Here is a 24,427-nt window from a genome sequence, read left to right as displayed (position 1 = left end):
ATGGAGCAGCTGTTGCAACGCATTTTTGACGAGCTGGCATTTTTGCGCGCGAACATGGCAACAAAAGATGATGTCGCCGCGTTAAAAGATGATATTCGAGCGTTAGAAAGTCGCGTCAGTCATATTGAACAGACAATGGCGACAAAAGATGACATTATCAGCATCGAGCTGCGTATGGCTACAAAAGATGATATCGCTGCTGTGAACAAGCGTATCGATCAAATCGAACAAACGATGGCCACAAAAGATGACATCATCAGCATCGAGCAACGCATGGCGACGAAAGACGATATCGCTGCTGTGAACAAGCGTATCGATCAAATCGAACAAACGATGGCGACGAAAGATGATATCATCAGTATCGAGCAGCGCATGGCCACAAAAGATGATATCGCAAGCATCGAGCAGCGCATGGCTACAAAAGACGATATCGCTGCTGTGAATAAGCGTATCGATCAAATCGAACAAACGATGGCCACAAAAGACGATATCGCTAGCATCGAGCAGCGTATGGCCACGAAAGATGATATCGTTGCTATGGACAAGCGCATCGAACAGATCGAACAGACGATGGCCACAAAAGAGGATATCATCAGCATCGAACAGCGTATGGCCACAAAAGAGGATGTGGCGCTTGTGCCAGCGATTCGTGAAATGGTTGGACAATTAATGGAACGAATGACTGTTGTTGAGTTGCATGTACAAGAAATTCCAATGATTAAACAACAAATCGAACAGTTGTCGCAACAAATGCAAGAAGGGTTTGAAAAGTTAGATCATCAAGAAACTGTCCTACAAGCACTTTCACTCCGTTCGATTCAACAAGCAAACGATATCCACTATTTAAAAACAAACGTGATTTCCACGAAATAAATGATAAAGGGTGTCCGGCTTTCGTTGGACACCCTTATTGTTATGCTTCTAGCTGTTCACGCCAATGGTGCAGCGTTGTTTGCTCTTCTTTGGTGATGATGCCAAGTTCCGTCGCTGTTTCCATGAGCGTATCGTAGTCGGTGACGGTATAGTATGGGACTTGTTCTTGTTGAAATGCTCGTTTTCCTTTTTCTAATCCGTATGTAAAAATGGCGACGACGCCAAGCACGTTGCATCCCGCTTCACGCAAGGCGCGCACCGCATGCAATGAGCTGCCGCCTGTTGAAATTAAATCTTCGACGACGACGACGTGTTGCCCTTGTTCTACTTTCCCTTCAATTTGCTTTCCTTTTCCGTGTCCTTTCGCTTGACTGCGAACGTAACACATCGGCATATTCAACCGCTCGCTCACCCATGCAGCATGGGGAATGCCTGCCGTCGCTGTGCCAGCGATAACTTCTACATTTGGAAAATGCGTGCGAATGAGTGATGTCAGTTCGTCGGCAATGGCCTGTCTAACGGCGGGGTACGCTAACGTCAAGCGATTATCGCAATAAATGGGCGATTGTATGCCTGAGGCCCATGTAAACGGTTTATCTGGGCTTAATGACACCGCACCGATCGAAAGAAGTTGTTTTGCGATTTCTTTTTTCATTGTTGTCCACCATCCCATTCTCGTTTTAGCCGCTCATATGCTGCATATGGATCATGTGCTTTTGTAATGCTTCGTCCGATGACGATATAATTTGTTCCAAGCTGTTTCGCCTCATACGGTGTGACGATGCGCACTTGGTCGTCTGCGTTGTCGCCCGCAAAGCGAATGCCTGGCGTGACGGTAATAAACGATGTGCCAAACGACGCGCGAAGAAGCGGCACTTCTTGGGCGGAACAAACAACGCCGTCAAGCCCGCTACGGTATGCGAGCGTGGCATAATGAACGACCGTTTCTTTCATCGGGCGATGAATGAGCAGTTCATCGCGGAGCACTCGCTCGCTTGTGCTCGTCAATTGCGTCACCGCAATGCAGCGAGGACGATTCATCCCGTGCGGCGTTCCTTCTTCTAACCCTTCGATCGCCGCACACATCATCGCGCTTCCTCCTGAGGCATGAACGTTTACTAAATCAACGCCTAGTTTTGCTAATCCTTTCATCGCTTGTTTTACTGTATGTGGAATATCATGAAGCTTTAAATCTAAAAAAATATAATGTCCTCGCTGTTTTAGTTCATCGATGATCGTCGGACCTTCTTGAAAGTATAGCTCCATGCCGACTTTTAAAAAGAGCGACGTATCGGAAAATAGTTGTAAAAACGAGCGCACTTCTTCTTTTGATGAAAAATCAAGCGCCACAATGAACGGTTGATCCATTGTTCCAACTCCTCCCCGTACATTCCGAAATATGATCGACACCGAGTTCATCTAAAAGCGGCGGCAAGTCGCGAATAATGTTTGGACAAACGTACGGGTCGATGAAATTTGCTGTACCGATCGCGACGGCACGCGCACCGGCATAAAAAAATTCGATGACATCTTCCGCGCTTTCAATGCCGCCCATGCCGATAATCGGAATGGATACCGCTTGGCTCACTTCATAAATCATTCGAATCGCAATCGGCTTAATCGCTGGACCAGATAGCCCACCTGTTCGATTCGCTAAAATCGGCTTCGCTGTTTTCACATCGATCCGCATACCTAATAACGTATTAATCATCGTCAGTCCGTCCGCCCCTGCTTGTTCAACCGCTTTTGCCATCGCCACGATATTTGTGACATTCGGGGATAGTTTCACATATACAGGGACATCAGACACTTCTTTTACCGCCCGCGTCAACTCCGCAGCGACTTCTGGAACGGTTCCGAATGCGATGCCCCCCTTTTTCACGTTCGGACATGAAATATTTAACTCAAGCGCATGAACGTTTGGCGCTTTTGATATGCGCTTCGCCACTTCTACATATTCTTCTACGGTCGAGCCCGCCACGTTGGCGATAATCGGCACGTCGTATTGCGCTAACCAAGGCAATTCTTCCGCTATCACTCGATCTACGCCCGGATTTTGCAACCCGATCGCGTTTAACATGCCGCTTGGCGTTTCTGCTACTCTCGGTGTTGGATTGCCAAAACGCGCCTCTAACGTCGTCGCTTTAATCATAATCGCACCAAGCACGCTTAAATCATAAAATTTCGCATATTCTCGTCCAAACCCGAAACATCCGGAGGCAGGCATAATTGGGTTTTTTAATGAAAGTCCTGGAAGCTCCACTGCTAATCGGTTCATAACACGACCTCCCCCGCCCGAAATACCGGACCGTCGCTGCACACTTTTTTGTATGCCGTCTCGCTATGAGGCACGCGGCAGACGCAGGCAAAACAAGCACCGATGCCGCACCCCATCCGTTCTTCAAGCGACAAATATACGTCTTGATGTGGAAACTCGTTTGCGAGCGCCCGCAACATCGGCTTCGGTCCGCAAGCATACAGCACATCAAACGACAGTTCATTCGCGCGAATGACGTCGGTGACAAATCCTTTCATGCCGTACGAGCCGTCTACCGTCGCAACGTACGTCTCGCCAAACGATGCGAATCGCTCCTCGTAAAATACGACATGTTTCGTTTGAAAGCCGAGCACAATCGTCACAAATACTCCTTTTTTCACTAGTTGTTTCGCCAATTCATATAACGGTGGCACACCGATGCCCCCGCCGACAAGCAAAGCACGCTGCCCTCTTTTTGCCGCTGTTACCGGAAAGCCGTTTCCGAGCGGACCGAGCACATCGACCGTGTCTCCGGGCAATTTTTGCGAAAGGAGCGTCGTTCCTGCCCCTTCCGCGCGGTAAATAATCGTACATTCATTCGCCTCTTGATTGATGTCGCAAAGGCTGAGCGGACGCCGTAATAGCGGCGTCGCTGCCACTTTCATATGCACAAATTGTCCCGGTATATGCATATGTTGAACGAGCGAACCAGAAAGAACAAGCTCATAAATGCAATCAGCGATCGGACGATTAGAAACAACAGTCATGATGTCTTTCATACGCCCACCTTCTGTTCTGCCATCGCCATTGTCGAAAACGTCATCGCTTCTAAGACGAGAAGCATCGCTTTCGCCGTATCAAGCGATGTTAAACACGGAATGCCGTTTTCGACTGCTTCGCGACGAATGCGGAAGCCGTCGCTTTCCGTTTCTTTCCCTTTTGTTAATGTATTAATGACGACTTGCGCTTTGCCTTGACGAATCACATCAAGAATGTTTGGTGAACCAGTATGAATTTTATTGACGACAGTTACTGGAATGTTCGCTTCCCGTAACGTTTGTGCTGTACCGTTTGTCGCAAGCAGTTGGTAACCGATATGGTAAAACCGTCGGGCGATGTCGATCGCTTCTTCTTTATCTTTGTCGGCGACCGTCAACAAAACGGCACCGTGTGAACGAATATGAATGCCTGAAGCGACAAGTCCTTTATAAAGCGCCTTCGCGAACGTTTCATCTTTTCCGATCACTTCACCTGTCGATTTCATTTCTGGTCCGAGCGAAATATCGACGTTGCGCAACTTCGCAAACGAAAAGACTGGGGCTTTCACATATACACCGTCGCTTTCTTCTTTTAATCCGGTATTGTAGCCAAGCGCTTGCAACGTTTCTCCTAAAATGACTTTTGTTGCGATATTGGCCATCGGCACGTTCGTAATTTTACTTAAAAACGGAACGGTTCGGCTCGAACGCGGATTCACTTCTAGTACGTACACCTCGCCGTCATACAACACAAACTGAATGTTCAACAGTCCGACGATGCCTAGCCCTTTCGCGAGCGCAATCGTATAGTCGACAATTTTTTGTTGAATGTCTTTTGATAACGTTTGTGGCGGATATACGGCAATCGAATCGCCAGAGTGGACGCCCGCGCGCTCAATATGTTCCATAATGCCTGGAATAAATACATCGTCACCGTCCGAAATCGCATCGACTTCAATTTCTTTCCCGATTAAATAACGGTCGATAAGTACCGGATGTTGAGGATTGACTTTGACCGCATGTTCCATATAATGAAGGAGCTCTTCCTCTTTATATACGATTTCCATCGCCCGACCGCCAAGCACGTACGATGGACGCACGAGAACTGGATAGCCGATATGTTGGGCAATGCGCACCGCTTCATCAACTGAAAACGCCGTTTTTCCTTTCGGTTGTGGAATGCCGAGTTGCGCAAGCGTCCGTTCAAATTTGTCGCGGTTTTCCGCACGATCTAAATCTTCAAGCGATGTGCCGAGAATGCGCACGCCGCGCGCGGCTAATTCCGCCGCTAAGTTGATCGCTGTTTGTCCACCGAATTGAACGATGACACCGATCGGTTGTTCTAAATCGATGACGTGCATCACATCTTCAATCGTTAGCGGTTCAAAGTACAACTTATCGGAAATGCTGAAGTCAGTTGACACCGTTTCTGGATTGTTATTAATAATGATCGCTTCGTATCCTGCTTCTTTAATCGCCCATACACAATGAACGGTCGCGTAGTCAAACTCAATTCCTTGCCCGATCCGAATCGGACCAGAGCCGAGGACGACGACGCTTTCCCGCGCGGTCACGATCGATTCATTTTCTTCTTCGTACGTGCTGTAATAATACGGCGTTTCAGATTCAAATTCCGCGGCACACGTATCGACCATTTTATATACAGGTGTAATGCCTGCTCGTTTGCGCATGTCGTATACGTCGCGCTCCGTCATGTTCCAAAGTTTTGCGATCGCCACATCAGAAAAGCCCATTTCTTTTGCTTGTTGAAGAACAGTCATATCGCCAACATGGTCGCGTAAAACCGTTTCGAAGGCGACGATGCGGGCAATTTTCGTTAAAAAGAACGGGTCGATTCGACTCCATGCGTGCACTTGTTCGACCGTTATGCCGCGGCGAAACGCTTCGGCGATGTAAAATAGACGCTCATCGCCCGCTTTTCGAATACGTTTTTGCAGCAATGCGTCATCGACTTGTTCTTTTAACTCGAGATGATATACGTTCGTTTCAAGCGAGCGTACGGCTTTTAATAGCGACTCTTCAAACGTGCGCCCGATCGCCATCACTTCCCCTGTCGCTTTCATTTGCGTACCGAGATGACGGTTCGCTGATTCAAATTTATCAAATGGAAAGCGCGGAATTTTTGTGACGACGTAATCGAGCGTTGGCTCAAAGCAAGCGTACGTTTTTCCTGTGACCGGATTCATCATTTCATCGAGCGTTAAGCCAACCGCAATTTTTGCAGCTAGCTTCGCAATCGGATATCCGGTCGCTTTAGATGCGAGCGCCGATGAGCGGCTGACGCGCGGGTTGACTTCAATGACGTAATATTGAAAACTGTGCGGATCAAGTGCGAGCTGCACGTTGCATCCGCCCTCGATGCCGAGCGCGCGAATAATGCGAAGCGAAGCGTTTCGCAACAGTTGATATTCGCGATCGCTTAACGTTTGGCTCGGAGCAACGACGATCGAATCGCCCGTGTGAATGCCGACAGGATCGATATTTTCCATATTGCAAACGACGATGGCGTTATCTTTCGCATCGCGCATCACTTCGTATTCGATTTCTTTATAACCTGCGATGCTTTTTTCTAATAAACATTGGTGAACAGGGCTCATTTTTAAGCCGCTGGAAACGATGTCGACAAGCTCTTCTTCGTTCGTACAAATGCCTCCTCCTGTTCCACCGAGCGTAAATGCCGGGCGGACGATGACCGGGTAACCAATTTGTTCAACGAACGCATACGCTTCTTGCAAACTATGAACGATGGCGCTCTCTGGCACAGGTTCGCCAAGTTCGTTCATAAGCGCGCGAAATTGCTCGCGATCTTCCGCTTTTTCAATCGCTTCTAATTTCGTGCCGAGAATTTCCACGCCACATTCCTCAAGCACCCCTGCTTTCGCTAATTCGACCGCCAAATTTAAGCCCGTTTGTCCGCCAAGCGTCGGCAAAATGGCATCCGGACGCTCTTTCCGAATGACGCGCGCGACAAATTCAAGCGTTAATGGCTCCATATATACTTTGTCGGCAATTTCTGTATCGGTCATAATTGTCGCTGGGTTCGAGTTGACGAGAATGACTTTATACCCTTCTTCTTTTAATGCTAAACATGCTTGCGTACCTGCATAATCAAACTCCGCCGCCTGACCGATGACGATCGGCCCTGAACCGATGACAAGAATCGTTTCAATATCTTGACGTTTAGGCATGAATGATCCCTCTTTCTTTTTTAAACTGTTCAATCATCGCCATAAAATCATCGAATAAATCGTTTGCATCCTCTGGTCCCGGTGACGCTTCTGGATGGTATTGCACCGTAAATGCCGGAACGTCGCGATGGCGAAGCCCTTCAATCGTTCCGTCGTTTAAAGCGATGTGTGTCACTTCTAATCTCGTATGAGCAAGCGACTGTTCCGTGACGGTGTAGCCATGGTTTTGTGAAGTAATGGCGACTTTTCCCGTTTCGATCTGTTTAACCGGATGATTCGAGCCGCGATGACCGAACTTCATTTTTTCTGTGTTCGCTCCGCATGCGAGCGCAAACAGTTGATGGCCGAGACAAATCCCGAAAAGTGGAACGTGACCGAGTATGCCTTGAATCATATGAATCGCCTCTGGTACATCTTTCGGATCCCCCGGCCCGTTCGATAACATGACCCCATCAGGATGCAACTGCAACACTTCTTCTGCCGTTGCATTGTATGGGAGCACGATGACGTCGCAATGACGTTTATTTAACTCGCGCAAAATGCCGTGCTTCATGCCGAAGTCAATTAAAACGACGCGATGACCGCGCCCCGGACTAGCGTACGCACTTTTTGTCGATACGCGCTTCACTTGATCGCGTATAAGCTCCGTTTCTTTTAAATGTGCGAGCGCCTCTTCAACAGACACGTCCATGTCGCAAATCATTCCTTTTAACGTGCCGTGTTGACGAATGATGCGCGTCAACTTGCGCGTATCTACCCCTGCTAAACCGGGAATGTCTTTCATACGCAAATATTCATCAATCGTCATTTCACTTCGCCAGTTAGACGGAGATAGGCACGCTTCTTTCACAATAAAACCGAATACGTGCGGTTCGATCGATTCGAAATCGTCCCGATTGACGCCGTAGTTGCCGATCAGCGGATATGTCATTGTTACAATTTGTCCGCAATACGACGGATCGGTTAAAATTTCTTGATATCCTGTCATCCCTGTGTTAAAAACGACTTCACCGACTGTTTGCCTCTTACTTCCGAACGCTTCTCCAACAAAACGTGTACCATCTTCTAAAATGAGTTGTCGTTTCATCATTCTCTCCCTTTCTGCCAAACAATGTTTCCATCGACGACCGTCATCGTCGGCCATCCTTTACACGTCCAGCCTGCAAATGGCGTATTTTTTCCTTTCGAAACAAACGTCGCAGGATCAATCACTTGTGTTGTATGTAAATCGATGACCACGAAATCTGCTTTCGCGCCAACTTTTAATTGCCCACCGTCAAGACGAAACGTCTCCGCTGGTTTTTTCGACAGCCAATCGACAAGCTGTTTTAACGTACATACCCCTTTTTCAACAAAATGTGTATATAAAAGCGGGAAGGCCGTTTCTAATCCGACAATTCCAAACGGAGCAAGCACCATACCTTCGCTTTTTTCTTCTTCCGTATGCGGTGCATGGTCGGTCGCAATAAAATCAATCGTTCCATCAAGCAATCCTTCGACTAACGCTTGCTGATCTTCTTTCGTTCGCAATGGCGGATTCATTTTAAAGTTTGCGTCTAACGTTGGAATGTCTTCTTCGCAAAGCAACAAATGGTGCGGCGTCACTTCAGCGGTGACGCGAATGCCTGCCCGCTTCGCCTCGCGCACGATGCGTACCGATTGTTTCGTGCTCATATGACAAACGTGATAATGGCAACCTGTCGCTTCCGCTAACAACACATCGCGCGCAATATGTACCGCTTCACAAACGGAAGGAATACCCGTCAGTCCGTGTCGTTTCGCAAACGCTCCGTCATGCACACATCCTTTATACGTCAGCGTTTCGTCTTCACAATGTGCGACGATCGGCATATCGAGAGCAGCAGCTTGCTGCATCGCCTCATACATCATGCGCGCGCTTTGCACGCCAACGCCATCGTCCGTAAACGCAAACGCCCCCGCCTCTTTCAATGCGGCAAAATCGACGAGCTGTTTTCCTGCTTGGCGTACAGTAATCGCCGCATACGGCAACACGCGCACGTGCGCTGTTTCGCGAATGCGATTGACGAGCCATTCCATTTGTTGTTTCGTATCTGGCACAGGTTTTGTATTTGGCATCGCCGCAATCGTTGTAAATCCGCCTTTCGCCGCAGCGAGCGTACCGGTCGCAATCGTTTCTTTATGTTCTCCACCCGGTTCGCGCAAATGAACGTGGACGTCAATAAACCCTGGAGCGACAAATTGACCGTTTACATCGATTACTTCCTCATGATCGTCCTCATCCATATGAGAAGCGATATGAGTAATACGACCTTCATCGATTTTTATATCAGCCGAAATGAGCTCACCTTGTTCATTAAGCAAGCGCGCACGTTTGAATATGGTAGCCATTTTGTGTCCCTCCTTTTTGTAATGCCCGTTTCAATACAGCCATGCGCACGTATACGCCGTTCTCCATTTGTTTAAAAATGCGAGACCGTTCACATTCCACAAGTTCGCTTGCGATTTCTACATCGCGATTCACTGGGGCAGGATGTAAAATGATGCTCGTTTTCTTCATCTGTTTTTCTCGCTCGATTGTTAAGCCGTATTGCTCGTGGTATTGCTCTTTCGTCCAGCCCATTTTTTCGTCGTGGCGCTCATGTTGAATGCGAAGAAGCATCACGACATCCGCCTCTTTCACTGCCGTATCAAGATCGACGTATGTGCCATAACGGTTTTCTGTATCTTGCCATTCCGGCGGGCTGCAAAATAAGACGTTTGCACCTAGCCTTGTTAATATTTCAGCATTGGAACGCGCTACTCGGCTATGACGAATGTCACCAACGATCGCCACATCAAGTCCAATAAATGTGCCAAATTGTTGACGAATCGTCATTAAGTCTAGCAACGATTGTGTCGGATGATGGCCGCACCCGTCGCCTGCGTTAATGATCGGAATATCAATTGCATAACGGAGCGGTTCAAAATAATGATCGGATGGGTGGCGAATGACAACGACTTCCACACCGATTGCTTGCAACGTCCGAATCGTATCATACAACGTTTCTCCTTTTTGGACGCTCGACATATCTGCATCAAACGGAATGACTTCAAGTCCAAGTTTTCGTTCCGCCATTTCAAAGCTGCAACGCGTCCGCGTGCTCGGCTCAAAAAATAAGTTGGCGACGAACGTTTGTTTATTCACTTTCCACGTTTCCCCTTTCGCAAATCGTTCCGCTTCATGCAAAATGGCAAGCACATCATCAACTGATAACTCTGCTAACGTTAGTAAATGGCTCATGAAATATTCCTCCTTTTTAGTAAAAAAACACCTTGCCGAGCGAGGCAAGGTGTTTGAAAGCATGAGGAAAGAGACCGTTTCGGTAAACGGATTTCCTCGTTCACACCTTTGTAAGCCTCGCTGGACTTCTTTTAAAAGGTGTGTTATGCAACATCGTGTGTTTGTTCAAATACGCTATCGCTAACTTTCGGACGGCCTGGCAAGATGAGGTTTAAGACGATGCCCGTCATCGCTGCAAGCGCCATGCCGTGCACTTCAAATTGTTCCGATACTTTCACGACCGCATCGCCAATTCCAATGACGAGAATGACCGATGAGATCACTAAGTTTCGCTTGTCGCCAAAGTCGATGTTGCTGTCGACAAGCATGCGCAAACCAGAAGAAGCGATAATGCCGAACAATAAGATCGACACGCCGCCCATGACCGGCGTCGGAATCGAGCTGATGAGCGCCGTCACTTTTCCTAAAAATCCGAAGGCGATGGCGAGCACAGCCGCGCCAGCTAACACATATACGCTATATACACGCGTAATCGCTAATACACCGATGTTTTCTCCGTATGTCGTCTTCGGTGGACCACCGATGAGCGCAGAAATCATCGTCGCTAATCCGTCACCGAAAATTGAGCGGTGTAACCCCGGCTCTTTAATGTAGTCGCGGCCGACCACTTTACTTAACACAAGCTGATGACCGATATGTTCAGATAACGTGACGATGGCGACAGGGACCATCAAAAGCACAATATCGAGCGTCACGCGCACATCGTAATGAACGAACGGCAATAAGAAATCTGGCATTTCAATCCATTTTGCTTTCGCAACGCCGGATAAATCAACGACGCCAATGGCTAACGCGTACACGTAACCGACGATAATTCCCATGAGTACAGGGACAAGGCTAAACATTCCTCTGGATAAAATCGAAAACATAATTGTTGCGGCAAGCGTGACAACAGCAACAGAAAAGTGAGTTAAACTATATTTTCCATCCGGACCGTTCATCGCCATGCTGACAGCGACGTTTGCTAATCCTAATCCGATGACAATAATGACCGGACCGACGACGATCGGCGGAAGTAAATTCATAATCCAACGATAGCCCGCTTTTTTAATCGCTAAAGCAACGATGCCGTATACAAGCCCTGCTAAAAAGCTGCCGATCATCGCTGCGCCCGGTCCGCCTGTTGCTTTAGCCGCAATAATTGGCGTAATGAACGCAAACGATGAACCGAGGTAAGCAGGCACTTGCCATTTTGTAACGATTAAAAAGGCGATTGTGCCAAGTCCGCTTGAAATGAGTGCCATCGCTGGGCTTAATCCGACTAAGTACGGCACTAAAATTGTTGCACCAAACATCGCAAATAAATGTTGTAAGCTAAGTGTCACGAGCTGTCCAAAAGAAGGGACATCTTTTACATCCAAAACCGGTTTGTTCATCTTCTCTCTCCCTTTTTCTATTTATTATAAAAAGCCCTCTTTGTCCGTACGAAGGCACAAAGAGGGCATAGGAAACGAATCCCCTTTGTCAGCCTCGCTGGACTGCCTTTAAAAAGGGTGCTTTATTCATGTATGCTCACTTGATCGATGTCATCGACTTCTTTTAATTCGACAACAATCATTTCTGCGCTCGATGTCGGAATGTTTTTGCCGACGAAATCCGCGCGAATCGGTAGCTCGCGATGACCGCGGTCAACGAGAACGGCTAGCTGAATTTGCGCCGGGCGACCGAGATCCATGACGGCATCCATCGCTGCGCGCACCGTTCGTCCTGTAAATAACACATCATCGACTAAAATGACTTTTTGATTTGTAACGGAAAACGGGACGTCCGTTCCTTTCACAAGCGGTTCACGGTCTTCCGTTTTGACCGTTAAATCATCCCGGTATAATGTAATATCTAACTCGCCGACCGGAATCGATGTTCCTTCAATTTGTTCAATGCGTTCGGCTAATCGTTTCGCTAAGTAAATGCCGCGCGTTTTAATGCCGACGAGCACGCAGCCATCAATGCCTTTATTGCGCTCAATAATTTCGTGAGCAATGCGCGTTAACGCGCGCCGAATCGCTTGTTCATCAAGGACAACCGCCTTTTGCATCGTTTCACCTCCATACAAAAACCCTCTCACCGTTTGGCGAGAGGGTATATGTAGGCATACGTCACCTAAATCCGACACCTTCTCAGCCTCACGGGACTGAACTTAAAGGTTCTTGTTCACTTGAGTTCATTTTACGTTTCCTGTTTTCATTTGTCAACGATTATTTCGCAACATATCGAGCAATCGCTCAAATTCATGAGGAAGCGGGGCTTCAAACTGCAAATATTCGCCTGTGCGCGGGTGATGAAACCCTAATACGCCAGCATGAAGCGCTTGTCCGTCAATGGGCAACGTTTTGCGCGGACCGTATTTCGGATCGCCCGCAAGCGGGTAGCCGATATATTTCATATGAACGCGAATTTGATGCGTTCGCCCCGTTTCGAGCTGACATTCGACGTACGTATAATGTTCGAATCGTTCAAGGACGCGAAAATGCGTCACCGCTTCTTTTCCGTTTTCAACAACGGCCATGCTTTGCCGGTCGCGTGGGTCGCGTCCGATGGGCGCATCAATCGTTCCGTAATCGTGCGGAATGACGCCATGAACGATCGCTTCGTATTTGCGCGTCACCGTTTTATTGACAAGCTGATTGACGAGCGACTCGTGGGCGAGATCGTTTTTAGCGACCATTAATAAGCCGGACGTATCTTTGTCGATGCGATGAACGATGCCCGGGCGCAATACGCCGTTAATGCCTGAAAGATCTTGACAATGAGCAAGCAACGCATTGACGAGCGTTCCGCGCATATGACCAGGCGCTGGATGAACGACCATGCCGCGCGGCTTATTGACGACTAACACGTCCGCATCTTCGTAATATATGTCAAGCGGAATCGGCTCAGGCTCGACATCTAACGGCTCGGGATTTGGAATGGAAATGATGACTTCATCATCGACATGGCATTTGTAGTTCGGTTTTACTTCTTTTCCGTTGACGAGCACGTGTCCTTCTTTTAGCCATTGTTGCACTTGAGAACGCGACCATTGTTCATTTAATCCGGCAATAATTTTATCAATGCGTTCTCCGTCATGTTGTTCTTCAATCGTTAGTTGAATTTGCTCCATCGCTCATTCCCTTTCGTTTTTTTTCTTCCGTCCATGTTTGGATAAACAAAAGCGCCACGCCAATCGTTAATGCGGCATCGGCGACGTTAAAAATCGGAAAGCTGTAATCGAAAATATACGTATGTACAAAATCGACGACTTCTTTTCGAAGCACGCGATCAATAAAGTTGCCGATCGCCCCGCCAAGCATAAGCCCAAGAGCAACGCCAAATAGCCGTTCCGTCGGCTGCAAGCGCTGAATATATACGATAATACCAATGACGACGACAATCGTAATGAAATAAAATAACCAAAATTGCCCTTGCAACATGCCCCATGCCGCCCCGCGATTGCGATGAGACGTCAAGTATAACACGTTTTCGATAATCGGAATGCTTTCCCCTAATTCCATATAGCGAACGACGAGCCATTTCGTCCATTGATCGATGACAATGACGACAAAAGCAAGCAAATAATATAACATCATACCCCTCCAAAGCGAAATTCTTTTTCATTTTATCATAAACAATCCCCCCTTAAAAGAGAGGGGGGATGTCGGTTATTGCTTGACAATTGCCGCACAACGTGGACATAACTCTGGGTGGTTGGCATCTTCGCCGACCGTCGGTGTCACGACCCAGCAGCGCGCGCACGTTTTTCCTTCTGCTTGTTTGACAACGATTGCTGTTTTTGTAAATGTTTGCGCCTCGCTCGGTGCGTCCGCAAACATTCCACCGATCGAAAACGCGGAGACGATTAATAGCTGTTTCATATCTTCTTCAATCGAATCGATGAGCGCTTTCGTTTCGTCTGTCGGATATAAAATGACGTGCGCAGTAAGCGACTTACCGATGAGTTTTTCATTGCGCGCCACTTCTAACGCTTTTAACACTTCGTCGCGCAGCTCCATAAACGCATCCCATTTTTTCACGATGCGATCTTCATCATCCATATGCACCGCTTCTGGCATATCGACAAGCTGCACACTTTCTTCTTTCACGTGCGGAATGTATGACCATACTTCATCTGCCGTATGCGGTAAAATTGGCGCAACAAGTTTCGTTAACGCCACAAGCGTGTCATACAACACCGTTTGAATCGAACGTCGTTCATGGCTATTTGCCGCTTCAATGTACAACACGTCTTTCGAGAAGTCGAAGTAAAACGCGCTTAAATCAACGGTGCAGAAGTTGTTCACTTCATGATAAATCGTCGCAAATTCGTACGTTTCATACGCTTGTTTTACTTTGTCAATTAAACGATTCAGTTTAATGAGCATATAGCGGTCAACTTCGCGCAACTCATCGATAGCGACGCGTTCTGTTGGATTGAAATCGAACAAGTTACCGAGCATAAAGCGGAACGTGTTCCGAATTTTTCGATACACTTCTGCGACTTGTTTTAAAATATTATCAGAAATACGCACGTCTGCTTGATAATCGACAGAAGCAACCCAAAGGCGCAAAATGTCCGCACCGAGCTGTTCCATCACTTTTGCCGGCACGACGACGTTGCCGAGCGATTTGCTCATTTTCCGTCCTTCGCCATCTAATACGAATCCGTGGCTTAAAACGCCTTTATACGGCGCTTTTCCTGTTACCGCGACCGCTGTCGATAGCGATGAGTTAAACCAGCCGCGATATTGGTCGGAACCTTCTAAATAAAGATCCGCTGGGCGTTGTAAATCCGCGCGTTCTTCCAACACTGCTTGATGAGAAGAACCGGAGTCAAACCATACGTCCATAATGTCCGTTTCTTTCGTAAAGCGGCCGTTCGGACTGCCTGGGTGCGTAAACCCTTCTGGAAGTAAGTCTTTTGCTTCACGTTCAAACCAAACGTTAGAACCGTACTGGCGGAATAAGTTCGATACATGTTCAATCGTTTCGTCTGTAATAATTGGCTCGCCATTTTCAGCGTAAAAGACAGGAATCGGTACACCCCATGCCCGTTGGCGCGAAATGCACCAGTCGCCGCGATCGCGAATCATGTTATGGATGCGAATTTCGCCCCATGCTGGCACCCATTTCGTTTCTTCTACCGCTTGCAACAGTTGCTCGCGAATTTTATCGATGGAAGCAAACCATTGTGCCGTCGCACGGAAAATGGTCGGTTGCTTCGTGCGCCAATCGTGCGGATACGAGTGTGTAATAAACGATAGTTTTAACAGGGCGCCTACTTCTTGTAGTTTTTCCGTAATCGCTTTGTTCGCCTCATCGTAAAACATGCCAGCAAATCCTGGCGCTTCTTCTGTCATATAGCCGCGCTCGTCAACTGGACAAAGCACACCTAAGCCGTATTTTTGCCCGACGATAAAGTCGTCTTCCCCGTGTCCTGGAGCGGTATGAACGCAACCTGTTCCAGCGTCCGTTGTGACGTGTTCGCCACAAATGACGAGCGAATCGCGATCGTAAAACGGATGTTTCGCCACGACATACTCAAGCTCGCTTCCTTTGACTGTTTTTAATACAGTGACATGTTCCCAGCCAATTTCTTTTTGCACCGATTGTAATAGCTCTGAGGCAACGACATACTTGCTACCGTCTGCTTCAACGACGCTATATTGCAGTTCTGGATGAACAGCGATACCTAAGTTCGCTGGAATCGTCCATGGCGTCGTCGTCCAAATGACGATTTTTTCATCGCCATCAAGCACGCCTTTTCCGTCTTTGATAGGAAAAGCAACGTAAATCGACGGCGAACGTTTATCTTTATATTCAATTTCTGCTTCCGCAAGCGCGGATTCGCTTGATGGAGACCAATATACCGGCTTTAGCCCTTTATAAATGAGTCCTTTTTTCGCCATTTCGCCAAACACTTTAATTTGTTGTGCCTCGTATGCTGGCGTTAACGTAATATAAGGGTTGTCCCAATCGCCGCGTACACCAAGCCGTTTAAATTGCTCGCGCTGGCGGTCAATTTGCTCGTACGCATACTGTTCACACAGCTTGCGAAACTCGGCGATGCTCATTTCTTTTCGGTTGACGCCTTTCGTTTTCGTCAATGCTGTTTCAATCGGCAAGCCGTGCGTATCCCATCCTGGTACGTACGGTGCACAGTAGCCGCTCATCGATTTATAGCGCACGATAAAATCTTTTAAAATTTTATTGAGTGCATGTCCCATATGAATGTCGCCGTTTGCATACGGCGGTCCGTCATGTAGCACAAACAGCGGCCGATCTTTCGTGCGCTCTTGCACTTTACGGTAAATGTCCATCTCTTCCCACTTCGCTTGTATTTGCGGCTCACGCTGCGGCAAATTGCCACGCATCGGGAAATCAGTCTTTGGCATGAGTAACGTATCTTTGTAGTCCATTCGTTTACCTCCTTTTATGTCAATAAAAAAAGCCTTCTCATGCCCAAAAGGGACGAGAAGGTCTCGCGGTACCACCCTTATTGACTATGTACAATAGTCCACTCGACATTCGTAACGGGAATGACGCGCCGTGGCCTACTCGTCTTCGGCACGGAACTCCGGGGTGATTTTCATTCTTTCGCTTATGCCGAGCTTCCACCATCCTCGGCTCGCTGAAATAAGCTGATGAAAGAACTACTGTCCCCTTCATCGTTTTTCCATGTATAACTGTATTCGATATTATAGGCAATAACGATGCCGCTCGTCAAGACTCCGTTATTTCTTGTATCGCTTCATCGTCAAGCTTGTAGTCTAATAAATGATCCCAGTCACCGTTGTTTAACATATCAAGCTGCGCTTCAATTAACATTTTAAAACGATTGCGGAATACTTTCGCTTGACGCTTTAATTCTTCGACTTCCATCGCAATTTTCCGCGTTTTTGCAAGCGCTTCGCTAATGATGCGATCCGCGTTTTTCTCCGCTTCTTTAATGATGAGCTTCGCCTCTTTTTGCGCGTTTCGCTTCACTTCTTCCGCTGTTTCTTGCGCGATTAAAATCGATTTATTTAACGTTTCTTCAATATTTGTAAAATAGTTGAGCCGTTCTGTCAGCTCTCGCACTTTTTCTTCAAGCTGTTTTTTTTCACGCAAAATCATTTCGTAGTCTTTAATGACTTGATCTAAAAACTCGTTTACTTCATCTTCATCATATCCGCGAAAGCCCCGGCTAAATTCTTTATTATGAATATCTAACGGCGTTAACGGCATGTGGCCCACCTCCATCTTATGTACGTATGTGTCATTCGACATGTTTTGCGAAAATCCTGCTTTTATTTTGCTTTTTCGACAACGATGCGCCATTTTTCTTTTTTTGTTTGACCAGCAATCGCTTGGAGTCGACAGCGGCCGTACCCGCGCAGCGACAATAAATCGCCTTCTCGGCACTCCATATGGGCTTGGTCAACCGTTTTCCAATTGACTTTCGCGAAGCCTTGTTCAATAAGCGCTTGCGCTTTTTGGCGTGATAGGCGAAAACATTGCGCTAAAATGGCGTCAAGCCGCAAAGAAGAAACGGTCAACGTCTCTTCCTCCCATTCTTCTTTCACATCAAGAAGTTTGGAGAGCGGTTGTTCTTCTAGTAACACTTTTGCTTTTCCAATCGCTGTCACGTTCATTTTTATAAACGGGGCAATTTCTTTGGCGGTGACAAACTGAATGACATCTTCAACGATGACAATGTCGCCGAACTTTTCACGCTTTACACCGAGCGACAACAAGGCGCCAAGCACATCGCGATGCCCGAGCGTCACAAACTTTTTCGGGTAGCGAACGGAAAACAACGATAATTGAAAATCATCTTCATTCGGCTGCATGTACGGCGGATATAGTAGTGCACGCTTTCGCTCTACAGACGATGAACCGCCAAAAAAAGCAACGTGCACTTCATCGTCATTGCCGACAATCGAGCGGACAATTTGTTGTTCACGCGGAGTTAAAAAATCTGTGAGTTTCGGAGCATATTGTTCCGTCACGAGCCGCTTCCATTCGCAAACGAGATCAATAAAATGATGCTCTTCCTTTCGAAAATGTTGATAAATGTCCATTACAATCCTCTACTTATCATGTCGACTAATCCATAAACACCCGCCGTCGCAAATCGTAAAACGAGCAAGGCGACGATCGGGGAAATGTCGATCATGCCAAGCGGCGGAATAAAACGGCGAAACGGCTCTAAATACGGCTCACAAATGTTGGCAAAAAATTGTCCCACTTTCGTTTCGCGCGCATTCGGAAACCAAGACATTAAAATGTAAATGATGATCGCATACGAATATACTTCAATGACTGTTGCTAAAAAGTTTGCTATTTGATACAAATTTACCACCTCTTTATCGTCGGTTCATCGTCAGAAATAACGGAAATCGAGCCGCTTACATCGACATTATCTGGCGTGCATAAAAAAATCATAGATCCGACTTGTTGAATGTCTCCGCCAATCGCATACACCGTTCCGCTTAAAAAGTCAACGATGCGCCGCGCTTGGTCACGATCGACGCGATGAACGTTGACAACAACGGCACGTCGATTTTTTAAATGGTCGGCAATTTCTTGTACTTCGGCATAAGCACGTGGCTCAAATAAAACGAGCTTGGACGATTTTTGTACGCTTTGTAAACTGACGACGTTTTGCTTTTGTTCTACTTTTGGCTGTTGTGCGACTTCTTCTTGTTCATATTCATCTTCTTCCCATTTTTCTTCATCTAAATCAAAAAAATCGCGAATTTTTTTCACAAATCCCATTTTACTCCACCTCCTCTTCACCAACAAGACATGTACCGAGTCGAAGAAACGTTGCTCCTTCTTCTACCGCAATAACATAGTCGTTTGACATGCCCATCGATAACTCCGTACAAGGGGCGTGCGGCAGTTGTTTTTCTCGCACGCGTTCCTTTAGTTCACGCAACGTCCGAAAACAACGGCGAATCGTCGCTTCATCATCCGTATACGGCGCCATCGTCATTAATCCGACAACTTCAATACGTGAAAAAGAAGATAATGTTTCAATAAACGGCAATACGTCTTTCGGCGCTAATCCGTGTTTCGACTGCTCGCCTGAAACGTTCACTTGTACGAAACATTTGATCGTCCGATTCGCTCGCTTGTCGATTTCTTCCGCTAACGACAGACGGTCAAGCGAATGAATGTAATCGACGTCATCAATGATTTGTTTCACTTTTCTCGATTGCAATGTGCCGATGAAATGCCACGTCGCTTCTTTTCCGATCGCTTCGTATTTGTGTAAAAAACCGTCGGCACGGCTTTCGCCTAAATGAACGATGCCCGCTTCGATCGCCTCTTTTGCCCGTGCGATGCTGACGTATTTTGTTACTGCCACAATTTGAACATCTGATGCGTTTCGTCCTGTTTTTTCACACGCTTCCGCAATATGTTGTTGAATCGTTTGTAAACGTTGTTTAACCGTCATATGATCACCTCCAGCCAATAAGCGCCATCATTCTTCCTGTTTTTCCGCCATCGCGACGGTGAGAGAAAAATAATGACTGCTCACAGCTTGTGCAATACGATGAAACAGCGATATGTTCGATCGGAACACCTGCTTGTTGCAAGAGCTGTTTATTCATTTCTTTTAAATCGAGCGCATATTGTCCCTTACTTGTTTCATTATAAAGAGATTGAGGCGAGTTGACTAGCGCCTTTTGAACGAATTCAATGACGCGATCATCGACGACGTAACAACAACGGCCGATCGACGGACCGATGACAACGTGAATATCGCGCGCATCTACCCCCTCTTCGTCCCATCGCTTAACCATTTCTCCTGCGATGTTGTGAACGGTTCCTTTCCAGCCGGCGTGTGCCACCCCAATTCGCTTTTTACTTGGCGCAAAAAAGTAAAGCGGAACACAATCCGCAAAACAAAGCGCCAACATAAGTCCTCGCTCGCCCGTATACAACCCGTCTGTATGCGGCAACGCGGTGTCGTACGTGCGCACTCCTTTGCCAGCATGCGCTTTCGTCACTTTCTCTATATGCACGCCATGCACTTGATGTGCGCACACCCATCGCTCAATCGGAAGACCGAGCGTTTCGGCAACAATTGTTCGATTTTTATACACCGCATCTTCATCATCTTCCACATGCATGCCAACATTTAACGTAGCGAACGGTTCATCGCTTACCCCGCCTTGCCTCGTTGTAAACACAACGGTAACATGTTCCCAGCCTTCAAACAAAAGCAATTGTTCGCCCACTTGGCGAAATATTTCATTCATCAGTTTTAGGCGAGGAGACCCCGACTTCTAAGCGAGAGCGAAAGTCGGGGAGGAATCGCCCTTCCTCCTTTCAATTAGTAATGTACTAGCATACTCAACTCTTTTTAGCTTTTTCCAGCTTGCTGAAGCATGCACTTTTGTGCCATCTAACAGCCGAAGGTCAAAATAACCGCTGCTTCTTCTGCCAAATATAAAACATTCTTTCCCTTCGTACACCACCTTGTCAAACAGTTGAAACCCTTTGACAAATCGTGGAGCTTTGTTTGATTTTCGTTTTCCACCTTTCAAGATGGTTGCCTTATGCAATTGACGGTTGTTTTTGCGAACGAATTTTAGAAGATAAACCGTGCCACTTGGCTTAGCTAGTGGATTTCTACTAATACAACGAGCATCCACCATATGAGATTTAGGCAGTCCATTAGCAATGCGAATACACTTGGTGATATACCCATATGTGATATTTGCATGCGAGTATTTTTCTCTTATCCTACTAAACATTGCCCATCGTATGGCAGTCATCTGACTAGCATCCCTCATAGGCGGTCGTTTGCGTTGTAATATATGTTCAAGCCCTTTTTCGTGAATTTCATGGTGACATGTTTTGCATAGAGTAATCAGATTATCTGGTGAATCGCCTCCTGTCTTTCGACTTTCAATATGATGCACTTGGAGAACAGGGTCTTTCTTTTTTCCTTTGCAATATTGACAAGTATGATTGTCTCTGTATAGAACATACTCTCTAACATTCCAAAACCCCATTTGTTCTCCTTGTTGATATTTCACCCCTTGGATATTTGGGTTCTTTAATTTCTGTGTATCGAATGTTGCTACCTCAATAGTGACAGATGTAACAGGGAGAATATTGTGTACTAAAACAATCAACTTTATATGCGAGTTGATTTTGTGTTGAATAGATGGTGGCAACCACCCCTCTGGTTTTCTTCTGTTAAGAAATCTGGCTTCTCGGTAGCGAGTCTTTCTATTTCTTCGACTTCTACGAAACTGTCTCCGTATAGCAAGTAAATTCACAATATCTGTTCGAAGTTGCGCTTCCGCTTCAAACAGCACATCTTTCTCTGTTGTTGCGGAAATTCCTACATGTCGTGTTCCCATGTCAACACCCAATGACACTGGTTGTTTGTAACCACTACTACCATACAGAAGCTGGATGGTAAAAGGTGTCCTTCTTACTACTTTTGCTTTCTTCTGTTTTAACAGAAGTCTTGCTTTCCTTGGTGAGCATGGCATGAGTGGTTTTCCATGCTTATTGATAATGTACACGAACAAGACGTGTACCTCCTTTCAGGAGTGAGTTCCTCCTCCCCAATGTTGGAAGGACTTGTTTGGCAGACAGCACCGCTCCTACCCATCAGAGCTTTTAACCATCTGCGACAGGGTTACGGACTGGAGGAGCATCCGTAAGTGTCATGACCCTTCCAACGTAGCCATTGAATGGCTGAGGGTAGTCAACTAGGGCTTGGCAAGCCCCCACTTCAAAAACCGTTAGGCTTTAAGTGGTGGGTAGTTGACCATTCGACATCCTTTGTACAATTTTATCACTTTTTTTCCTATTTTATCACAGCTTGCCGAAAACGTGAATTATTCATCGCCATCTAATCGAACGAGAATCACGTCAGCACCCACTTTCACAATATCGCGCCATGGAATGATCATTTCATCCGCCCGTCCAAATAAACCGAGCACTTTTCCTGTACCGATAATAATGATTGCTTCAATTTGACCGGTCGTTAAGTTAATATCGATGTCTCCGATATTTCCAAGCCGCTTGCCGTTTGCGACATTGACGACATCTTTCTGTTGTAATTCAGAAATTTTCACCATGTTTCTCCGCTCCTTTTTCATTTTATGTACTTATATGTATGCATCAGCTAGTTGTTGTAGTCACGACATAAGAAAAGCGCAAAGCGCCCCCATTTCGCCTAAAGGCAGCCCGCGTCCTGCGGGCAACGGCGAAATGTCGCCATCCTTGGCTCCGCGAAGAGCGCACAAGCCCCACCGAGGAGAGCTCGAACCAAGCGGTCGCTTGGTTCTGCGTGGGGAACATCACTGAAGTGTCTCAATGTGTCGCCGCCAAAAGAAGGGGCGGAGCGCATCACACCGATGGCGCTTGAAACTAGACAGCTCCCTAAATCAGAAATTGTATACTTTCTTATCTTTATAAGAAAAGCCCCCACCGTTTTTGGTGGAGGCGTCGTTTACCATTGAATGTTTTTATTCATTTGTTTAATGGCGGCTTTTTCTAACCGGGATACTTGCGCTTGGGAAATGCCGATTTCTTCAGCCACTTCCATTTGCGTTTTTCCTTGAAAAAATCGTTTGCGAATAATCATTTTTTCGCGCTCGTTTAAACGACGAAGCCCTTCTTTCAACGCAATTTCTTCAATCCAATTTGTATCGCGGTTTTTCTCATCGCTCAGCTGATCCATCACATAAATCGGGTCGCCGCCGTCGTTGTAAATCGGTTCGAATAACGAAACGGGATCTTGAATAGCGTCTAAGGCAAATACAACATCTTCATGAGGCACGTCTAGTATTTTCGCAATTTCTTCTGCCGTCGGTTCTTTTGCTGTTTCGCTCATGATTTTTTCTCTCACTTGAAGCGCTTTATACGCAATGTCGCGCAGCGAGCGGGACACGCGAATCGGATTATTGTCACGTAAATATCGGCGAATTTCACCGATAATCATCGGCACGGCATACGTGGAAAATTTTACGTTTTGGCTTAAATCAAAGTTATCAATTGATTTCATAAGTCCGATACAGCCTACTTGAAACAAATCGTCGACATATTCACCACGATTGTTAAATCGCTGAATGACGCTTAATACGAGCCGCAAATTCCCATTAATTAATTTTTCGCGTGCCGATATGTCACCGGCTTGCATTTGCCGGAATAATTCACGCATTTCTTCATTTTTCAGTACGGGAAGTTTCGATGTATCAACGCCGCAAATTTCAACTTTGTTTCTTGCCATGTCTTTCCCTCCTTGCAGGAGATGCTGTCAGCTTTCAGTATCTCCTTCGAAGGGAAAAATATGCATTACATCATTTTGTTAAACTCTTTTCGCAATCGTTTAATAATTCGCTTTTCTAAACGGGAAATGTATGATTGGGAAATGCCTAATAAGTCCGCGACATCTTTTTGCGTTTTTTCTTCTCCTCCACTCAAACCGAAGCGAAGTTCCATAATTTGTTTTTCCCTTTCGCTTAATTGATCGAGGGCGCGAAATAGTAAATTGCGGTCAATATTCGCTTCTAAATCTTTCGTAATGACGTCATCTTCTGTCCCTAACACGTCCGACAACAACAATTCGTTGCCGTCCCAATCAATGTTTAACGGTTCATCAAATGACACTTCGGAGCGCACTTTATTGTTGCGCCGTAAATACATTAAAATTTCATTTTCAATGCAGCGCGACGCATATGTAGCGAGTTTAATTTTTTTCTCCGGATTAAACGTATTGACCGCTTTAATTAATCCGATCGTACCGATGCTAATTAAATCTTCAATGTTAATGCCTGTATTTTCAAACTTTCGTGCAATGTAAACGACAAGACGAAGGTTTCGCTCAATAAGTAACGAACGCGCGGCTTCATCTCCGGAAGGAAGTTTTTGAAGCAACATTTCTTCTTCTTCTTTTGTAAGCGGCGGCGGCAATGCTTCACTTCCACCGATGTAATAAATTTCATCCGCTTTCAGCCCTAATTTTTTTAATAGTTTGTACCATACATATGTGAGACGTAATTTGAATAACTTCATA

At 46.4% G+C, this 24,427-nt stretch carries 24 protein-coding genes and 1 other annotated feature; of the genes, 1 reads left to right on the top strand and 23 read right to left on the bottom strand.

Annotated elements, in window-relative coordinates:
* The gene (locus ACPF7I_RS05240) at positions 1 to 873 is read left to right on the top strand and encodes a hypothetical protein (RefSeq protein ID WP_430744381.1); all 873 of its coding nucleotides are present in this window, start codon (positions 1 to 3) and stop codon (positions 871 to 873) included.
* A gap of 40 nt (positions 874 to 913) precedes the next feature.
* Here the strand turns inward: ACPF7I_RS05240 and pyrE are convergent, their stop codons facing one another.
* From pyrE to sigE, 23 genes are all read right to left on the bottom strand, one after another.
* Positions 914 to 1,528 (bottom strand): orotate phosphoribosyltransferase, encoded by a 615-nt coding sequence (pyrE, locus tag ACPF7I_RS05235; RefSeq protein ID WP_430744382.1) that lies wholly within the window; start codon positions 1,526 to 1,528, stop codon positions 914 to 916.
* Positions 1,525 to 2,241 carry an orotidine-5'-phosphate decarboxylase gene (gene pyrF / locus ACPF7I_RS05230; protein WP_430744383.1) on the bottom strand — a complete coding sequence of 239 codons (717 nt, stop codon included), beginning with the start codon at positions 2,239 to 2,241 and terminating at the stop codon, positions 1,525 to 1,527. The genes pyrE and pyrF overlap by 4 nt, the downstream gene beginning before the upstream one ends.
* Complete coding sequence (locus ACPF7I_RS05225) at positions 2,213 to 3,151, bottom strand: dihydroorotate dehydrogenase (protein ID WP_430744384.1); 939 nt, start codon at positions 3,149 to 3,151, stop codon at positions 2,213 to 2,215. Before ACPF7I_RS05225 ends, pyrF begins: the two co-directional genes overlap by 29 nt.
* Positions 3,148 to 3,909 carry a dihydroorotate dehydrogenase electron transfer subunit gene (locus tag ACPF7I_RS05220; RefSeq protein WP_430744385.1) on the bottom strand — a complete coding sequence of 254 codons (762 nt, stop codon included), beginning with the start codon at positions 3,907 to 3,909 and terminating at the stop codon, positions 3,148 to 3,150. Before ACPF7I_RS05220 ends, ACPF7I_RS05225 begins: the two co-directional genes overlap by 4 nt.
* Entirely contained in the window at positions 3,906 to 7,097 is a 3,192-nt protein-coding gene (gene carB, locus ACPF7I_RS05215) for a carbamoyl-phosphate synthase large subunit (RefSeq protein WP_430744386.1), read from the bottom strand. Before carB ends, ACPF7I_RS05220 begins: the two co-directional genes overlap by 4 nt.
* On the bottom strand, positions 7,090 to 8,184 hold the full coding sequence (locus ACPF7I_RS05210) for a carbamoyl phosphate synthase small subunit (RefSeq protein WP_430745970.1): 1,095 nt from the start codon (positions 8,182 to 8,184) through the stop codon (positions 7,090 to 7,092). The genes carB and ACPF7I_RS05210 overlap by 8 nt, the downstream gene beginning before the upstream one ends.
* The gene (locus tag ACPF7I_RS05205; RefSeq protein ID WP_430744387.1) at positions 8,184 to 9,467 is read right to left on the bottom strand and encodes a dihydroorotase; all 1,284 of its coding nucleotides are present in this window, start codon (positions 9,465 to 9,467) and stop codon (positions 8,184 to 8,186) included. Before ACPF7I_RS05205 ends, ACPF7I_RS05210 begins: the two co-directional genes overlap by 1 nt.
* Positions 9,433 to 10,359 (bottom strand): aspartate carbamoyltransferase catalytic subunit, encoded by a 927-nt coding sequence (locus tag ACPF7I_RS05200; protein ID WP_430744388.1) that lies wholly within the window; start codon positions 10,357 to 10,359, stop codon positions 9,433 to 9,435. The genes ACPF7I_RS05205 and ACPF7I_RS05200 overlap by 35 nt, the downstream gene beginning before the upstream one ends.
* 143 nt (positions 10,360 to 10,502) lie before the next feature.
* On the bottom strand, positions 10,503 to 11,795 hold the full coding sequence (locus ACPF7I_RS05195; protein ID WP_430744389.1) for a solute carrier family 23 protein: 1,293 nt from the start codon (positions 11,793 to 11,795) through the stop codon (positions 10,503 to 10,505).
* Positions 11,796 to 11,917: 122 nt separating this feature from the next.
* Positions 11,918 to 12,454, bottom strand: coding sequence for a bifunctional pyr operon transcriptional regulator/uracil phosphoribosyltransferase PyrR (pyrR, locus tag ACPF7I_RS05190; RefSeq protein WP_021094892.1), 537 nt, complete (start codon positions 12,452 to 12,454; stop codon positions 11,918 to 11,920).
* Positions 12,455 to 12,607: 153 nt separating this feature from the next.
* The gene (locus tag ACPF7I_RS05185) at positions 12,608 to 13,519 is read right to left on the bottom strand and encodes an RluA family pseudouridine synthase (RefSeq protein WP_430744390.1); all 912 of its coding nucleotides are present in this window, start codon (positions 13,517 to 13,519) and stop codon (positions 12,608 to 12,610) included.
* Positions 13,494 to 13,985 carry a signal peptidase II gene (lspA, locus tag ACPF7I_RS05180; protein WP_430744391.1) on the bottom strand — a complete coding sequence of 164 codons (492 nt, stop codon included), beginning with the start codon at positions 13,983 to 13,985 and terminating at the stop codon, positions 13,494 to 13,496. Before lspA ends, ACPF7I_RS05185 begins: the two co-directional genes overlap by 26 nt.
* Positions 13,986 to 14,057: 72 nt before the next feature.
* On the bottom strand, positions 14,058 to 16,811 hold the full coding sequence (gene ileS / locus ACPF7I_RS05175; protein WP_430744392.1) for an isoleucine--tRNA ligase: 2,754 nt from the start codon (positions 16,809 to 16,811) through the stop codon (positions 14,058 to 14,060).
* Between the two features lie 45 nt (positions 16,812 to 16,856).
* Positions 16,857 to 17,070, bottom strand: a binding site (T-box leader).
* A 45-nt stretch (positions 17,071 to 17,115) separates the two neighbouring features.
* Positions 17,116 to 17,619 carry a DivIVA domain-containing protein gene (locus ACPF7I_RS05170; RefSeq protein ID WP_430744393.1) on the bottom strand — a complete coding sequence of 168 codons (504 nt, stop codon included), beginning with the start codon at positions 17,617 to 17,619 and terminating at the stop codon, positions 17,116 to 17,118.
* Positions 17,620 to 17,681: 62 nt separating this feature from the next.
* The gene (locus tag ACPF7I_RS05165) at positions 17,682 to 18,455 is read right to left on the bottom strand and encodes an RNA-binding protein (protein ID WP_430744394.1); all 774 of its coding nucleotides are present in this window, start codon (positions 18,453 to 18,455) and stop codon (positions 17,682 to 17,684) included.
* Positions 18,455 to 18,727, bottom strand: coding sequence for a YggT family protein (locus ACPF7I_RS05160; RefSeq protein WP_430744395.1), 273 nt, complete (start codon positions 18,725 to 18,727; stop codon positions 18,455 to 18,457). The genes ACPF7I_RS05165 and ACPF7I_RS05160 overlap by 1 nt, the downstream gene beginning before the upstream one ends.
* Before the next feature lie 2 nt (positions 18,728 to 18,729).
* Positions 18,730 to 19,152, bottom strand: coding sequence for a cell division protein SepF (locus ACPF7I_RS05155; RefSeq protein ID WP_430744396.1), 423 nt, complete (start codon positions 19,150 to 19,152; stop codon positions 18,730 to 18,732).
* A 1-nt stretch (position 19,153) separates the two neighbouring features.
* Positions 19,154 to 19,837, bottom strand: a complete 684-nt coding sequence (locus ACPF7I_RS05150) for a YggS family pyridoxal phosphate-dependent enzyme (protein ID WP_430744397.1) — start codon at positions 19,835 to 19,837, stop codon at positions 19,154 to 19,156.
* A gap of 4 nt (positions 19,838 to 19,841) precedes the next feature.
* On the bottom strand, positions 19,842 to 20,645 hold the full coding sequence (gene pgeF, locus ACPF7I_RS05145) for a peptidoglycan editing factor PgeF (RefSeq protein ID WP_430744398.1): 804 nt from the start codon (positions 20,643 to 20,645) through the stop codon (positions 19,842 to 19,844).
* 27 nt (positions 20,646 to 20,672) lie between these two features.
* Entirely contained in the window at positions 20,673 to 21,926 is a 1,254-nt protein-coding gene (gene iscB / locus ACPF7I_RS05140) for an RNA-guided endonuclease IscB (RefSeq protein WP_430745971.1), read from the bottom strand.
* Between the two features lie 318 nt (positions 21,927 to 22,244).
* Positions 22,245 to 22,487 (bottom strand): YlmC/YmxH family sporulation protein, encoded by a 243-nt coding sequence (locus ACPF7I_RS05135; protein ID WP_006321471.1) that lies wholly within the window; start codon positions 22,485 to 22,487, stop codon positions 22,245 to 22,247.
* A 374-nt stretch (positions 22,488 to 22,861) separates the two neighbouring features.
* Complete coding sequence (gene sigG / locus ACPF7I_RS05130) at positions 22,862 to 23,641, bottom strand: RNA polymerase sporulation sigma factor SigG (RefSeq protein WP_021094882.1); 780 nt, start codon at positions 23,639 to 23,641, stop codon at positions 22,862 to 22,864.
* A gap of 65 nt (positions 23,642 to 23,706) precedes the next feature.
* The gene (gene sigE, locus ACPF7I_RS05125) at positions 23,707 to 24,426 is read right to left on the bottom strand and encodes an RNA polymerase sporulation sigma factor SigE (RefSeq protein ID WP_430744399.1); all 720 of its coding nucleotides are present in this window, start codon (positions 24,424 to 24,426) and stop codon (positions 23,707 to 23,709) included.
* Between the last annotated feature and the right edge of the window lies 1 nt (position 24,427).

It is taken from the genome of Anoxybacillus dikiliensis (assembly GCF_050613275.1).
Lineage (GTDB): Bacteria > Bacillota > Bacilli > Bacillales > Anoxybacillaceae > Anoxybacillus.
This window is presented reverse-complemented; position numbering and strand designations above follow the sequence as displayed.

Coding starts and splice junctions, on each gene's coding strand:
- ACPF7I_RS05240 (WP_430744381.1), top strand. CDS start 1: ATGGAGCAGCTGTTGCAACGCATTTTTGACGAGCTGGCATTTTTGCGC.
- pyrE (WP_430744382.1), bottom strand. CDS start 1,528: ATGAAAAAAGAAATCGCAAAACAACTTCTTTCGATCGGTGCGGTGTCA.
- pyrF (WP_430744383.1), bottom strand. CDS start 2,241: ATGGATCAACCGTTCATTGTGGCGCTTGATTTTTCATCAAAAGAAGAA.
- ACPF7I_RS05225 (WP_430744384.1), bottom strand. CDS start 3,151: ATGAACCGATTAGCAGTGGAGCTTCCAGGACTTTCATTAAAAAACCCA.
- ACPF7I_RS05220 (WP_430744385.1), bottom strand. CDS start 3,909: ATGAAAGACATCATGACTGTTGTTTCTAATCGTCCGATCGCTGATTGC.
- carB (WP_430744386.1), bottom strand. CDS start 7,097: ATGCCTAAACGTCAAGATATTGAAACGATTCTTGTCATCGGTTCAGGG.
- ACPF7I_RS05210 (WP_430745970.1), bottom strand. CDS start 8,184: ATGAAACGACAACTCATTTTAGAAGATGGTACACGTTTTGTTGGAGAA.
- ACPF7I_RS05205 (WP_430744387.1), bottom strand. CDS start 9,467: ATGGCTACCATATTCAAACGTGCGCGCTTGCTTAATGAACAAGGTGAG.
- ACPF7I_RS05200 (WP_430744388.1), bottom strand. CDS start 10,359: ATGAGCCATTTACTAACGTTAGCAGAGTTATCAGTTGATGATGTGCTT.
- ACPF7I_RS05195 (WP_430744389.1), bottom strand. CDS start 11,795: ATGAACAAACCGGTTTTGGATGTAAAAGATGTCCCTTCTTTTGGACAG.
- pyrR (WP_021094892.1), bottom strand. CDS start 12,454: ATGCAAAAGGCGGTTGTCCTTGATGAACAAGCGATTCGGCGCGCGTTA.
- ACPF7I_RS05185 (WP_430744390.1), bottom strand. CDS start 13,519: ATGGAGCAAATTCAACTAACGATTGAAGAACAACATGACGGAGAACGC.
- lspA (WP_430744391.1), bottom strand. CDS start 13,985: ATGATGTTATATTATTTGCTTGCTTTTGTCGTCATTGTCATCGATCAA.
- ileS (WP_430744392.1), bottom strand. CDS start 16,811: ATGGACTACAAAGATACGTTACTCATGCCAAAGACTGATTTCCCGATG.
- ACPF7I_RS05170 (WP_430744393.1), bottom strand. CDS start 17,619: ATGCCGTTAACGCCGTTAGATATTCATAATAAAGAATTTAGCCGGGGC.
- ACPF7I_RS05165 (WP_430744394.1), bottom strand. CDS start 18,455: ATGGACATTTATCAACATTTTCGAAAGGAAGAGCATCATTTTATTGAT.
- ACPF7I_RS05155 (WP_430744396.1), bottom strand. CDS start 19,152: ATGGGATTTGTGAAAAAAATTCGCGATTTTTTTGATTTAGATGAAGAA.
- ACPF7I_RS05150 (WP_430744397.1), bottom strand. CDS start 19,837: ATGACGGTTAAACAACGTTTACAAACGATTCAACAACATATTGCGGAA.
- pgeF (WP_430744398.1), bottom strand. CDS start 20,645: ATGAATGAAATATTTCGCCAAGTGGGCGAACAATTGCTTTTGTTTGAA.
- ACPF7I_RS05135 (WP_006321471.1), bottom strand. CDS start 22,487: ATGGTGAAAATTTCTGAATTACAACAGAAAGATGTCGTCAATGTCGCA.
- sigG (WP_021094882.1), bottom strand. CDS start 23,641: ATGGCAAGAAACAAAGTTGAAATTTGCGGCGTTGATACATCGAAACTT.
- sigE (WP_430744399.1), bottom strand. CDS start 24,426: ATGAAGTTATTCAAATTACGTCTCACATATGTATGGTACAAACTATTA.